This is a genomic window from Microbacterium caowuchunii, assembly GCF_008727755.1.
Taxonomy (GTDB): domain Bacteria; phylum Actinomycetota; class Actinomycetes; order Actinomycetales; family Microbacteriaceae; genus Microbacterium; species Microbacterium caowuchunii.
The window spans coordinates 2,295,838-2,308,380 of the sequence record NZ_CP044231.1 but is presented as its reverse complement, the minus strand read 5'-3'; the positions used below and the strand labels follow the sequence as shown (position 1 = coordinate 2,308,380).

The 12,543-nt window shown below is 70.1% G+C and carries 12 protein-coding genes; 9 read left to right on the top strand and 3 right to left on the bottom strand.

The genetic code is table 11. The annotated features are described in order from the left end of the window. Positions 1 to 40: 40 nt before the first annotated feature. Positions 41 to 2,842: a preprotein translocase subunit SecA gene (gene secA, locus F6J84_RS11080; RefSeq protein ID WP_150973738.1), complete on the top strand. Its 2,802-nt coding sequence runs from the start codon at positions 41 to 43 to the stop codon at positions 2,840 to 2,842. An 83-nt stretch (positions 2,843 to 2,925) separates the two neighbouring features. Here secA and F6J84_RS11075 read toward each other — a convergent pair whose 3' ends face one another. Further along, complete coding sequence (locus tag F6J84_RS11075; RefSeq protein ID WP_150895643.1) at positions 2,926 to 3,384, bottom strand: Lrp/AsnC family transcriptional regulator; 459 nt, start codon at positions 3,382 to 3,384, stop codon at positions 2,926 to 2,928. 179 nt (positions 3,385 to 3,563) lie between these two features. Here F6J84_RS11075 and F6J84_RS11070 point away from each other — a divergent pair, with 179 nt between their 5' ends. The 5 genes from F6J84_RS11070 (at position 3,564) to F6J84_RS11050 (ending at position 9,060) form a co-directional block, all read left to right on the top strand. After that, positions 3,564 to 4,787 (top strand): ABC transporter substrate-binding protein, encoded by a 1,224-nt coding sequence (locus tag F6J84_RS11070; protein ID WP_150973736.1) that lies wholly within the window; start codon positions 3,564 to 3,566, stop codon positions 4,785 to 4,787. A gap of 5 nt (positions 4,788 to 4,792) precedes the next feature. Beyond that, positions 4,793 to 5,977, top strand: a complete 1,185-nt coding sequence (locus tag F6J84_RS11065; protein WP_150973734.1) for an ABC transporter ATP-binding protein — start codon at positions 4,793 to 4,795, stop codon at positions 5,975 to 5,977. A gap of 1 nt (position 5,978) precedes the next feature. Continuing rightward, positions 5,979 to 6,899, top strand: coding sequence for an ABC transporter permease (locus tag F6J84_RS11060; protein WP_150973732.1), 921 nt, complete (start codon positions 5,979 to 5,981; stop codon positions 6,897 to 6,899). Further along, positions 6,896 to 7,717, top strand: a complete 822-nt coding sequence (locus tag F6J84_RS11055) for an ABC transporter permease (RefSeq protein ID WP_420846156.1) — start codon at positions 6,896 to 6,898, stop codon at positions 7,715 to 7,717. The genes F6J84_RS11060 and F6J84_RS11055 overlap by 4 nt, the downstream gene beginning before the upstream one ends. Positions 7,718 to 7,833: 116 nt before the next feature. Then, positions 7,834 to 9,060 (top strand): pyridoxal phosphate-dependent aminotransferase, encoded by a 1,227-nt coding sequence (locus F6J84_RS11050; protein ID WP_150973730.1) that lies wholly within the window; start codon positions 7,834 to 7,836, stop codon positions 9,058 to 9,060. A gap of 22 nt (positions 9,061 to 9,082) precedes the next feature. Here the strand turns inward: F6J84_RS11050 and F6J84_RS11045 are convergent, their stop codons facing one another. Beyond that, positions 9,083 to 9,517: an Rv3235 family protein gene (locus tag F6J84_RS11045; RefSeq protein ID WP_150895634.1), complete on the bottom strand. Its 435-nt coding sequence runs from the start codon at positions 9,515 to 9,517 to the stop codon at positions 9,083 to 9,085. A 129-nt stretch (positions 9,518 to 9,646) separates the two neighbouring features. On the opposite strand from F6J84_RS11045, the gene F6J84_RS11040 reads away from it, so the two are divergent. Then, entirely contained in the window at positions 9,647 to 10,246 is a 600-nt protein-coding gene (locus F6J84_RS11040; RefSeq protein WP_150973728.1) for a hypothetical protein, read from the top strand. A 3-nt stretch (positions 10,247 to 10,249) separates the two neighbouring features. Here F6J84_RS11040 and F6J84_RS11035 read toward each other — a convergent pair whose 3' ends face one another. Beyond that, entirely contained in the window at positions 10,250 to 10,531 is a 282-nt protein-coding gene (locus F6J84_RS11035; RefSeq protein ID WP_150973726.1) for a helix-turn-helix domain-containing protein, read from the bottom strand. A gap of 92 nt (positions 10,532 to 10,623) precedes the next feature. On the opposite strand from F6J84_RS11035, the gene F6J84_RS11030 reads away from it, so the two are divergent. Both F6J84_RS11030 and F6J84_RS11025 read left to right on the top strand, forming a co-directional pair. Next, the gene (locus tag F6J84_RS11030) at positions 10,624 to 11,253 is read left to right on the top strand and encodes an SAF domain-containing protein (RefSeq protein ID WP_150973724.1); all 630 of its coding nucleotides are present in this window, start codon (positions 10,624 to 10,626) and stop codon (positions 11,251 to 11,253) included. Next, a complete protein-coding gene (locus F6J84_RS11025) occupies positions 11,250 to 12,542 on the top strand; it encodes a CpaE/TadZ family protein (protein ID WP_150973722.1) in 1,293 nt (430 codons plus the stop codon). Before F6J84_RS11030 ends, F6J84_RS11025 begins: the two co-directional genes overlap by 4 nt. Position 12,543 lies beyond the last annotated feature (1 nt).

The following is a 12,543-nucleotide window of genomic DNA, read 5'->3' as shown; positions in this document are numbered from 1 at the left end:
CTCGGCGCGCGAGCGCCCGCCCGACAGATGGAGATGCCCCGTGGCCAACCCTCTCGAGAAACTCCTCCGCGCAGGAGAGGGCCGCCTTGTGCGCCGCCTGCAGCAGATCGCGAAGGCGGTCAACGCCCTGGAGGAGGAGTACACGCAGCTCACGGACGAGGAGTTGCGCGGGGAGACCGCGGAGTTGCGCGCCCGCCACGAAGCGGGGGAGACGCTCGACCAGCTCATGCCGGAGGCGTTCGCCGCCGTCCGTGAGGCTGCCAAGCGCACCCTGAACCAGCGTCCCTACGACGTGCAGATCATGGGTGGCGCGGCGCTCCACCTCGGCAACATCGCCGAGATGAAGACCGGTGAGGGGAAGACCCTCACCGCGACGTTCGCGGGATACCTCAATGCGATCGCCGGCAACGGCGTCCACATCATCACGGTCAACGACTACCTGGCCTCCTACCAGTCCGAGCTCATGGGCCGCGTGTACCGGGCGCTCGGGATGACCACCGGAACGATCGTGTCGGGACAGACCCCCGAGGTGCGGCGAGAGCAGTACGCCGCGGACGTGACCTACGGCACGAACAACGAGTTCGGTTTCGACTACCTGCGCGACAACATGGCTTGGCGCAAGGAGGACCTCGTCCAGCGTGGTCACTTCTTCGCGATCGTCGACGAGGTGGACTCGATCCTCATCGACGAGGCGCGCACCCCGCTGATCATCTCCGGGCCTTCCTCGGGGGAGGCGAACCGCTGGTTCGGTGAGTTCGCCAAGGTCGCCCGCACGCTTGAGCCCGGCATCGACTACGAGGTCGACGAGAAGAAGCGCACCATCGGCGTGCTGGAGCCCGGAATCGAGAAGGTCGAGGACTACCTCGGCATCGACAACCTCTACGAGTCCGCGAACACCCCGCTGATCTCGTTCCTGAACAACTCCATCAAGGCGCTCGCCCTCTTCAAGCGCGACACGGATTACGTCGTGATGAACGACGAGGTCATGATCGTCGACGAGCACACCGGCCGCATCCTGGTCGGCCGCCGGTACAACGAAGGCATCCACCAGGCGATCGAGGCCAAGGAGGGCGTCCCGGTCAAGGCCGAGAACCAGACCCTCGCGACGGTCACCCTGCAGAACTACTTCCGTCTCTACGAGAAGCTCTCCGGCATGACCGGTACGGCCGAGACCGAGGCCGCGGAGTTCATGTCGACGTACAAGCTGGGCGTCGTCCCCATCCCCACCAACAAGCCGATGATCCGCAAGGACCAGCCGGACCTCGTCTACAAGAACGAGGCGGCGAAGTTCGCCCAGGTCGTGGAGGACATCGTCCAGCGCAACGAGAAGGGGCAGCCGGTCCTGGTCGGCACGGTCAGCGTCGAGAAGAGCGAGTACCTCTCCCGGCTCCTGGCGAAGAAGGGCATCAAGCACGAGGTCCTCAACGCCAAGAACCACGCGCGCGAGGCCGAGATCGTCGCCCGCGCGGGTCGCCTGGGCGCGGTGACCGTCGCCACGAACATGGCCGGCCGCGGCACCGACATCATGCTCGGCGGCAACGCGGAGTTCCTCGCCGTCGCGGAGCTGAAGGCGAAGGGGCTGGACCCCGTCGAGACGCCGGAGGAGTACGAGCAGGCTTGGGAGGAGGCGTACGAGCGCACGCGTGACGTCGTCGCCGAGGAGGCGGCCAAGGTCGTCGAGGCCGGCGGTCTGTACGTGCTCGGCACCGAGCGTCACGAGTCCCGCCGCATCGACAACCAGCTGCGCGGTCGTTCCGGACGTCAGGGCGACCCCGGTGAGAGCCGCTTCTACCTGTCCCTGACCGACGACCTGATGCGGCTGTTCCAGTCCGGTGCCGCCGAGGCGATCCTGGCCCGCACCAACTTCCCGGACGACGTCGCCATCGAATCGGGCATGGTCTCCCGCGCCATCAAGAGCGCGCAGGCCCAGGTCGAGGCGCGGAACGCCGAGATGCGCAAGAACGTCCTCAAGTACGACGACGTCCTGAACCGCCAGCGCGAGGCGATTTACGCGGATCGCCGCCACATCCTGCAGGGCGACGACATCGCCGACCGCGTCTCCCGGTTCATCGAGGACGTGGTCGACGCGATCGTCGACGACCACACCGGCAGCGGCCACACCGAGAGCTGGGACTTCGACGCGCTCTGGACGGAGCTCGGCACGGTCTACCCGGTCGGCGTCACGATCGACGAGGTCATCGCCGAGGCGGGGGAGAAGGGGCGCGTCACGCCCGCCGGTCTCAAGCGCGAGCTGCGCAGCGACGCCAAGATCGCGTACCAGAAGCGTGAGGAGCAGCTGGGCGAGGCCGCCATGCGCGAGCTCGAGCGTCGCGTGGTGCTCCAGGTCGTCGACCGCCGCTGGCGCGACCACCTCTACGAGATGGACTACCTCAAGGACGGCATCGGCCTTCGGGCGATGGCGCAGCGCGACCCGCTGATCGAGTATCAGCGCGAGGGCTACGAGATGTTCCAGACCATGATGGGGCAGATCAAGGAGGAGTCCGTCGGGTTCCTCTTCAACCTCGAGGTCGAGGTGCGCCGTCCCGACGGAGAGCGCACCGAGGTCCAGGCCAAGGGACTCGAGGTTCCCGCCATGGAGGCGCAGCGCCTGCAGTACACCGCTCCCACGGAGGACGGCGAGGTCGAGGTCCGCAACGACCGCGGCCAGGTCGAGAAGGCCGCCACGGGGCGAGCGCGTCAGGCCACCGCGGCGCAGGCCCCGGCCGCCCCCGTGCGTGAGGCGGCGCGTGGCGCCTTCGGGCAGAAGACCGAGGCGGCCGCTCCCGCGGCGACCGTGCCGGCTGCGCAGAACCGCGCGCAGCGTCGCGCCAAGAAGAAGTAGAGCCCGCGAGACTGCATATCCCGCACGAGACGGACGTCGCCACGCGCAGTCTCGTGTCGGGTATGCAGTCTCGCGGGATCGGCCTAGCGGGTGCCCCAGTCGTAGGACTGCTTGCGCAGTTCCAGGTACACGAAGGTCTCGCTCGAGAGCACGCCCGGGAGGGTGCGGATCCGGGTGTTCAGCAGCTCGCTGAGGTCCGCATCCGACTCGCACACGACCTCGGCGAGGATGTCGAAGCTGCCGGCCGTCAGGACCAGGTAGTCGACCGCCTCCAGCTTCTCCAGCTCGGCGGCCACCGCCCGGGTGTCACCGGTCACCCGAAGACCCACCATCGCCTGACGCCGGAACCCCAGCTGCATCGGATCCGTCACCGCGACGATCTGGATGACGCCGGACTCCGTGAGTCGCTGGACGCGCTGACGCACGGCGGCCTCGCTGAGGCCGACCGCACGTCCGATCTCGGAGTAGGACCTGCGGCCGTTCTCCTGGAGCTGCTCGATGATGCGCTTCGTGGTGTCGTCGAGGGCGTCGCGACCGGCCATGGGTCTCCTTGCGGGGGATGGTGAGCGTCCACGCTACTGCGGAACCAGGGGCTGGAAGCCGCATCCGGAGCGGATCCGTGTGACATCCGTGTTTCAGGCGACGGATTCCGTAGCGCTATCCGGGGCGGATCTGACAGTATCGGCTCCACCCGAAAGTCTGTGCCGACGGAGGAGTGCTGATGCCCCGAGGACCTCTGCCCGAAGACCCGGCGGTTCGCGCCCTGATCGCCCAGGCCCGCAACGCGCGGTTGTCCCGTCGCTCCTTCGTCGCGGGAGCCGGTCTGTCCATGGCCGCCTTCCTCGCGGCGTGCTCCGGCCGCGTGGGCGGTTCCGCGCCCGCGGCCTCCGCGGCGCAGGACCGTTCCGATGCCGAGAAGAGCCTCACCTGGGCCAACTGGTCCTTCTATCTCGATGAGGACGACTCCGGCGGGCACCCGACCCTGGAGGCCTTCGAGGCGCTCACCGGCCTGTCCGTGACGTACGACGTCTCCATCGACGACAACAACACCTACTTCGCGAAGGTGCGCGACCAGCTGGCGCTCGGCCAGGACATCGGCGCGGACACCGTCTGCCTCACGGACTGGATGGCGAACATCTGGATCGCCTCCGGATACGCCCAGGAACTCGACAAGGCGAACCTCCCCAACGCGACCGCCAACCTGTCCCCGAGCCTGCAGGATCCGAGCTTCGATCCCGGCCGGTCGTACTCGCTGCCGTGGCAGTCCGGGTTCGCGGGCCTCGCCTGGAACAAGGAGAAACTGCCGAACGGACTCGCCTCCCTCGAGGACCTGTGGGCTCCGGAGCTCAAGGGGCGCGTGGGCGTGCTGAGCGAGATGCGGGACACCCTCGGACTGATCATGCTGAGCCAGGGCGTGGACATCGCGGGGTCCGGATGGGGCGACGCCGAGTTCGACCGTGCGCTGGAGGTGTTCGCACAACAGGTGTCGGACGGCCAGATCCGCAACATCAAGGGGAACTCCTACGCCGACGACCTGAAGAACGAGGACACGCTCGCCGCGATCGTCTGGTCCGGCGACATCGCCGCCATCAACGCGGAGGTGGGGGACAAGTTCGGCTTCGCCCTGCCCGACTCCGGCGGGACGCTGTGGAGCGACAACTTCCTCGTGCCGGTCGGCTCCGCACAGAAGACGAACGTCGAGAAGCTCATCGACTACTACTACGACCCGGCGGTGGCGGCGGAGGTCGCGGCGTGGGTGAACTTCATCACTCCCGTCGAGGGGGCGCAGGAGGCGATGGCCGACATCGATCCGGAGATGGTCGAGAACCAGCTCATCTTCCCCGACGACGCGACGTTGTCACAGGCACACATCTTCCGCGCGCTCTCGAACGAGGAGCAGCAGAAGTACAACACCGCCTTCGAGTCCGTCGGCCTGGGTGCCTGACGGCCATGTCCGCCGGCACATTCGGGGAGTCCGGGGCCGACCTCCGGCTGGAGGGGATCCGCAAGACGTTCCCGGGCTTCACCGCCATCGAGGATCTCGACCTCACGATCCCGGCGGGGTCCTTCTTCGCCCTGCTCGGTCCGTCCGGATGCGGTAAGACGACGACCCTCCGCCTGGTCGCCGGGCTGGAGTCGCCCTCGGCCGGCCGCATCCTGCTCGGCGGCACCGACGTCACGGACGTCAAGCCGCACAAGCGTCCGGTGAACACGGTCTTCCAGAGCTACGCGCTCTTCCCGCACATGAGCGTGCTGGAGAACGTCTCGTTCGGGCTGCGCCGACGCGGGATCGCCGATGCCGTCGGCAAGGCGCACGAGGCGCTGCGGCTCGTGGAACTCGACCACCTCGCCGACCGGCGGCCGAGCCAGCTGTCCGGGGGGCAGCAGCAGCGCGTCGCGCTGGCCCGCGCGGTCGTCAACCGCCCGGCGCTGCTCCTGCTCGACGAGCCGCTCGGGGCACTGGATCTGAAACTCCGCCGGCAGATGCAGCTGGAGCTGAAGTCGATCCAGAGCGAGGTGGGCCTCACCTTCCTGCACGTCACGCACGATCAGGAGGAGGCCATGACGATGGCCGACACGGTCGCCGTGATGAACCGCGGCCGGATCGAGCAACTGGGTTCGCCGGAGGAGTTGTACGAGCGTCCCCGCACCGGCTTCGTCGCCACCTTCCTCGGCCAGTCGAACCTGCTGGACGCGACCGTCGTGCAGTCGTCGGGCGGCGTCGTCACCGCGCGCACCGCAGGAGGCGTGCTGGCGCTTCCGGAGGAACGGGCCGTCCGGACATCGGGTCGGATCACCCTCGGCGTCCGTCCGGAGAAGCTCCTGCTGCACGCGGAGGAGCCGCCCCGGGACGGCAGCCGGAACGTGCTCGGACCGGGTCGGGTGACGGATGCCTCGTTCACGGGCGTGAGCACGCAGTACCTCGTCGAGGTCCCCGAGGTCGGCACGCTCGCGGTGTTCGCGCAGAACCTCGTCTTCGGGGCGGTCTACGCGCCCGGCGCGGAGGTGTGGGTGGCGTGGGACCGCGAGCACACCTTCGGGCTGGAGGCCGGCGCCCGCGAGGCGGCCGTGCCCGAGGAGGAGCTCGACACCGGCCTGCTGGCCGTCGCCGGATCGACCGGCGAGGCGGCGTAGCGTGGCCCTCACCGTCCTCGCGCCGGCGGGGGCGAACGACACCGCCCCGCGCTCCGCCCGTCGCAGCATCGGGACCGTCGCACTCGTCCTGCTGCTGCCGGGACTGCTGTACCTCACCCTCTTCTTCCTCGTCCCGTTCGTTTCGCTGCTCATGACGTCCTTCGGGGTGAACGACCCTGCGGAGTACGGGGTGTTCACCTACGGGTTCGCGTGGCAGAACTACATCGACGTCATCGCGGCGTACTGGCCGCAGTTCCTCCGGTCCTTCTGGTACGCGCTGCTGGCAACCGTCTTCGCGGTGCTGATCAGCTATCCCCTCGCGTACTTCATCGGCGTGCGCCTGCGGGACCGTCCGCTGTGGCGGAACCTCCTGCTGGTGCTCGTGATCGCGCCGTTCTTCATCTCGTTCCTGCTGCGGACCTTCGCCTGGAAGCAGATCCTCTCGGACGAGGGCCCCGTGGTGAGCACACTGCAGATGATCGGGCTGCTGGGGCCGCAGGCGCACCTCACCGGGACCGGATTCGCGGTCGTGTTCGGACTCACCTACAACTTCATCCCGTTCATGACTCTGCCGCTGTTCGCCTCGCTGGACCGCCTCGACACGCGGCTGCTCGAGGCGGGCAACGACCTCTACGCCGGTCCCGCGACCACCTTCTTCCGGGTGACCCTGCCGTTGTCGGTCCCGGGGCTCGTCTCCGGCACCCTGCTCACCTTCATCCCGGCCGCGGGCGACTACGTCAACGCGAGCCAGGCCTTCCTCGGCAGTCCGTCGACGTCCATGCTCGGGAACGTCATCCAGTCGAAGTTCCTCATCACCGTCAACTACCCCCAGGCGGCGGCGCTCAGCATCCTGCTGATGGCGGTGATCGTCGTGATCGTGGGGTTCTACGTGCGGCGCTCGGGAACGGACGACCTGTTGTGAGCGCCGCCGTGACGAGAGGTCGTGCACCCGTCGGGCTCGGACGATGGCTGCTGCCCGCCTACGTTGTGATCGCCTTCACGCTGCTGCTGATCCCCATCGTCTACACGTTCGTGTTCTCGTTCAACGATGCCAACCGGTCGAACATCTCGTGGAACGGGTTCACCTTCGACAACTGGCTGAGCGTGTGCGCGCAGCCCGAGGTGTGCACCGCGTTCGGCAACAGCCTCATCGTCGGCGGGACGGCGACCCTCATCGCGACGGTGCTCGGGACGATGATCGCGATCGCCCTCGTGCGATACCGCTTCCGGGCACGGAACGCGATCAGCCTGCTGCTGTTCCTGCCGATGGCCACGCCGGAGGTCGTGATGGGCGCCGGCCTCGCGGCCCAGTTCCTCACCGCCGGCGTGCCCAAGGGGCTGGGGACGATCATCATCGCGCACGCGATGTTCTGCCTGAGCTTCGTCGTGGTGACGGTCCGGGCCCGGGTCCTCTCGCTCGATCCGGCGCTCGAGGAGGCCGGACGGGACCTGTACGGCTCACCCAACCAGGTGTTCTGGCGGATCACGTTCCCGCTGCTGCTGCCGGGGATCGTCGCGGCGGCGCTGCTGTCGTTCAGCCTCAGCTTCGACGACTTCATCATCACCTACTTCACCTCCGGCACGACCCAGACCTTCCCGGTCTTCATCTACGTCGCGGCCCAGCGCGGCATCCCGCCCCAGGCGAACGTCATCGCCTCGGCGGTGTTCTTCCTCGCGATCGCCGCGGTGCTGGTGTTCCAGGTGATCTCCGCCCGCCGGGCGGCGGCGTGGCGGCGCTGACCACCCGCCCGAGCGGAGGGGAGGACGGCGCGAACCGGGGACGCCGGGGGAAGGGGCGCATGCGGCAGGCCAGCGGCTGGCGATTGGCCGCCCGGGGGCGGGACTATCCTGATCGGATGACCGTCCTACGCCACCTCGACCAGTCAGCCAAGCTGAAGAACGTCCTCTACGAGATCCGCGGAGAGGCCCTCGTCGAGGCCGACCGGCTCGAGGCCGAGGGGCACACCATCCTCAAGCTGAACACCGGGAACCCGGCCACGTTCGGGTTCGAGGCACCGTTCCAGATCGTCCGCGACATGATCGAGGCGATCCCCGGCTCCCACGGCTACAGCGACAGCAAGGGGATCGCTTCCGCGCGCCGCGCCGTCGTGTACCGCTACGAGCAGGACCCCGACTTCCCCCCGTTCACCCCCGAGGACGTCTACCTCGGCAACGGGGTGTCGGAGCTGATCACCATGACGATGCAGGCGCTGCTGGACGAGGGCGACGAGGTCCTCATCCCCGCCCCGGACTACCCGCTGTGGACCGCGATGACCAGCCTCGGCGGCGGGACCCCGGTGCACTACGTCTGTGATGAGCAGAACGGGTGGCAGCCCGACATCGAGGACATCCGCGCCAAGGTCACCCCCAAGACCAAGGCGATCGTCGTGATCAACCCGAACAACCCGACCGGCGCGGTGTACAGCCGGGAGGTCCTCGAGCAGATCGTGCAGGTGGCTCGGGAGAACTCCCTGCTGCTGCTCGCCGACGAGATCTACGACCGCATCCTGTTCGACGGGGCGAGGCACATCTCCCTGGCGACCCTCGCGCCGGACCTGCTCTGCCTGACTTTCAACGGCCTATCCAAGACCTACCGGGTGGCGGGCTTCCGGTCCGGGTGGCTGGTGATCACCGGGCCGAAGGATCACGCGCGCGGCTTCCTGGAGGGCATCAACCTCCTCGCCTCCACGCGGCTGTGCCCCAACGTGCCCGCCCAGCACGCCGTGCAGGCCGCGCTCTCCGGCGTCCAGTCGATCGACGCGCTGATCGCCCCGACCGGGCGGCTGCACGAACAGCGTGACGTGGCCTGGGCCGGGCTGGAGTCCATCCCCGGCGTGTCCTGCGTTCGCCCGCAGGGTGCCCTCTACGCGTTCCCGCGGCTCGATCCCGAGGTGCACGAGATCCACGATGACCAGCGTCTCGTGCGGGATCTGCTGGTCTCGGAGCACATCCTGCTCGTCCCCGGAACCGGCTTCAACTGGCCCACCCCGGACCACCTGCGGATCGTCACGCTCCCCGAGGCGCGCGTCATCGCGGAGGCCATCGAGCGGATGGGCAACTTCCTGGCGTCCTACCGGCAGTAGGGGCCCGAGCGCGGGCGCCCGCTCACAGCAGCGCCAGGGAGGTGGCGCGCCACCGGTGGTCGATGCCTTCGAGCCGGATGGCGACCGCCCGCGTGCGCGCGGGGCCGGCGACGATCACGACCGCCTCGACGACCCCGTCGGCGGGCTCGGAGAGATGGACGCTCAGGATGGTGTGCACCGGACGGGCGGCGCGGACGCCTCGGGCACTGCGCGCCCTGGTCGCGAGATTCACCCGGACGAGCAGTGCACGGTACGCCTCCTCGGTCAGCCAGCGCGCGAACTGGTCGATGTCTCGGACGCCGGCCAGTGCCTCCAGGACGCCTCCGGTGAGATTGCGGACGAGGGGGAGCGGATCGGGCAGGTCGGCGGCGGACGTGGGCTGCGGCCCGAAGAAATCGCCGGACGGGCGACCGTCCGCGCGGGGGACGCGTTGCGCGTGCGTCGGCGACTGTGCCATCTGAGCCTCGCAGGGTGGGGGGATCCTGAGTGCGTTCAGTAGACCACGCGTGCCGGAGGCGGCTCTAGACGTGTCGTCCATTGTGGAAAACTTCTCATCTGGAAGCTCTGCCGGGTCTAATCTCGCGGCGTGCGATGGGATCGATTCTTCGAGGACCTCCAGGACCAGTTCGATGCGGAGTGGGAGGCCGAGCGCGCCATCCTCGACACCGAGGGGGAGCGCCTGCGCCTGGCGAAGGTCGGACTGCGGGAACGGCTGGTCGAGCTCGGACGCGGAGATCCGGCTGCCAGGGCGGAGGTCTGGTTCGAGCTGCGCGACGATTCCACGGTGACCGGCCACGTGAGCGCGGTCGGCGCGGACTGGGTGGGTGTGGAGTCCGCAGGGCGTACCGGGATCATCCCGGTGGGATCGATCGCCGCGATCGGACTCGATCACGCCGACATGCTCCGCTCCGCCCGCCCCGGACCGGACGGGCGCCCGTCGCTGACGGAGCGGATGACCCTCGGCTTCGTCCTGCGCGACCTGGTGCGCCGTCGTGTGCCCGTGACCGTTCTGACGGCGCACGGCCGCGCGTTGACGGGCACGATAGACCGCGCGGGCGCGGATCACCTCGACCTCGCCCTGCACGACCCCGGATCGCCCCGGCGGGCGGAGGCGGTGCGCGGGCACCGGCTCGTGCCGTTCGCCGCCGTCGGCTGGGTGCGGGTCGACGCGGTGGAGCGACTCTGAGCGTTAGTCGGGGTTGCGCACCGGGCCCTTGCCCCACAGCTCGGGGAAGCTCGCCGCGTTGGACTGCCGCCACAGGGCGATCCGGCGTGCTTCTTCGGCCAGATCGTCGAGGTACTCGGCAAGACTCGATTCGGAGATGCGCCACTGCCGGCCCGAGCCGACGCGGACGCCGCGCAACCGGCCCTCCATGATGAGGGCGATCACATCGTCGACCGACACGGCGAGGGCCTCCGCCGCCGCGGCCGGGGCGAGGAGGCGCCCCTCCGAGGCGGACGAATCGGGCATGACCTCATTATGCTCGGGCGATCCGACGCTGCACCGCCGACGCTGTGGATAACATCCGACGCCCCGGGGATCGCTGAGCGACCATGGACCGCATGACAGCACCGGATGCCCCGCGGCAACGCCCGCGGGCGTTGTGGGCGGATGCCCGGTTCCTCATCGGCGCGGTCCTCGTGCTCGCCTCGATCGCGGGAGTATGGCTGGTCGTGGCGGCGGCGCGGCAGACGGTCCCCGTCTACGCGGCGACCCGGACGATCGTGCCCGGAGAGGCGGTGGCCCCGGCGGACCTCCGAGTGGTGGACGTGGCGCTCGGAACGCTCGAGGACACCTATGCCGCGGTCGACGGGCTCGCGGAGGACACCGTTGCGCTGCGCACCATCCATGCGGGGGAGCTCGTCCCGGCGCAGGCCATCGGAGCGGCCGCCGCATCCCGCAGCACGACCGTCGTGGTCCGCAGCGCCACCGACATCCCGAGCGGTGTCGACACGGGGACCGGTGTGGAGGTGTGGGCGGCGCCGCTGGATCCGGAGGGGATCCGCCAGGCGCCGCGGATCCTCGTCGCGGATGCCACCGTGGCCGGAGTCACCCGCGACCAGAGCATGGTCGGTGGGGGCACCGCCTCCGTAGAGCTCGTGATCCCCCGCGCCCGGGTCGCCGATGTGCTGGCGGCGATCTCGGGAGATGCGGCGCTGTCGGTCGTGCCGGCCGGGGGAGCTCCGGGATGACGCGGATCGTCCTCGCACTGGGCCAGCCCCTCGCCTCCGCCCTGGCCGCCGAGCTCGCGTTGGAGGGGGCGAGCGAGATCGCCCTCGTCGAACCGGCACACCTCTCGGCGACCGTCTCGGCCGGCCGCGACCCGGACGAGAGCGCCGCCGCCGCGCTCGCCGGCGCGGCTGCGCTCGTGGTGCACGCGTCGCCGGAGACGCTCACCGCTCCCGCGGTGGCCTACGCGGATCGGCACGGCATCCGCATGGTCCCGCTCGGCACGGATGCGGCGGCCGGCCGCCTGGCCGCGGCGTTCGGGCTGGCGGTGCCGCTGGCGCCGACGCTCCCGCTGCGCGACCTCGCCCGGGCCGTCCTCTCCGCCCGCACGGCGGCGGTCCCGGCCCCGGGCCCGGCCGCCTCGCGCACCATCGCGGTGTGGGGACCCCACGGCGCCCCCGGGCGGACCACGGTGGCGATCTCGCTGGCGACCGAGCTGGCGCGCGGCGGGCGTCATGTGGCCCTGGTGGATGCGGACTCCCACGCACCTGCCATCGCCCTGTCCCTGGGGCTTCCCGACGAAGGACCGGGATTCGCCGTGGCCTGCCGCCAGGCCGAGCGCGGGGCGCTCGACGAGGCGGAGCTGCAGCGGATCAGCCTGCCGCTGGGAGGGGTGGACGTCGATGTCCTCGTCGGGATCAACCGACCGGCCAGATGGCCCGAGCTGAGCGCCGCACGCGTGACCCGGGCGCTCGCCGAGTGCGCGGGCTGGGCGGAGCACACGGTCGTGGACACCGGGGCGAGCCTGGAGCAGGACGAGGAGATCGTCAGCGACATCCTCAGCGGTCCCCGGCGCAACGCCGCGACGCTCGCGGCCGTCGCGTCCGCCGACCGGGTCGTCGCGGTCCTCTCCGCCGACCCGGTGGGCGTGGCGCGCTTCCTGCGTGCCTACCCCGACCTGCGCGCGGCCGCCGGGCGCACCCCGGTCACCGTCGTGGTCAATCGCCTGCGCGCGGGCACGGTCGGGCTGGACGCACGGGGCCAGATCCGCCGCACGCTGGAGCGGTACGCCGACATCCGCGATGCGTGGTTCCTCCCTGAGGACCGCCGCGGCACGGATGCGGCCATGCTCGCCGCGCGCCCGGTCGCCGAGGTCGCTCCGCGGTCCGCCCTCGTCGCGGCGGTCCGCCGTGTGGTCGGGGCCGAGCTCGTGCCTCCCGCCCCCGGCGACATCCTGCCGTCGACGCGGCGCGCCCGCCGACGGGAGTCCCGGCGCACGCCCGCCCCGCGGGCCGCCTCGGCCGACGTCTAGG

Excerpts from the sequence above, each read along its gene's own strand:
- F6J84_RS11075 (WP_150895643.1), bottom strand. The coding sequence starts at position 3,384 with ATGGCCGGTCGCGACGCCCTCGACGACACCACGAAGCGCATCATCGAG.
- F6J84_RS11070 (WP_150973736.1), top strand. The coding sequence starts at position 3,564 with ATGCCCCGAGGACCTCTGCCCGAAGACCCGGCGGTTCGCGCCCTGATC.
- F6J84_RS11065 (WP_150973734.1), top strand. The coding sequence starts at position 4,793 with ATGTCCGCCGGCACATTCGGGGAGTCCGGGGCCGACCTCCGGCTGGAG.
- F6J84_RS11050 (WP_150973730.1), top strand. The coding sequence starts at position 7,834 with ATGACCGTCCTACGCCACCTCGACCAGTCAGCCAAGCTGAAGAACGTC.
- F6J84_RS11045 (WP_150895634.1), bottom strand. The coding sequence starts at position 9,517 with ATGGCACAGTCGCCGACGCACGCGCAACGCGTCCCCCGCGCGGACGGT.
- F6J84_RS11035 (WP_150973726.1), bottom strand. The coding sequence starts at position 10,531 with ATGCCCGATTCGTCCGCCTCGGAGGGGCGCCTCCTCGCCCCGGCCGCG.
- F6J84_RS11030 (WP_150973724.1), top strand. The coding sequence starts at position 10,624 with ATGACAGCACCGGATGCCCCGCGGCAACGCCCGCGGGCGTTGTGGGCG.
- F6J84_RS11025 (WP_150973722.1), top strand. The coding sequence starts at position 11,250 with ATGACGCGGATCGTCCTCGCACTGGGCCAGCCCCTCGCCTCCGCCCTG.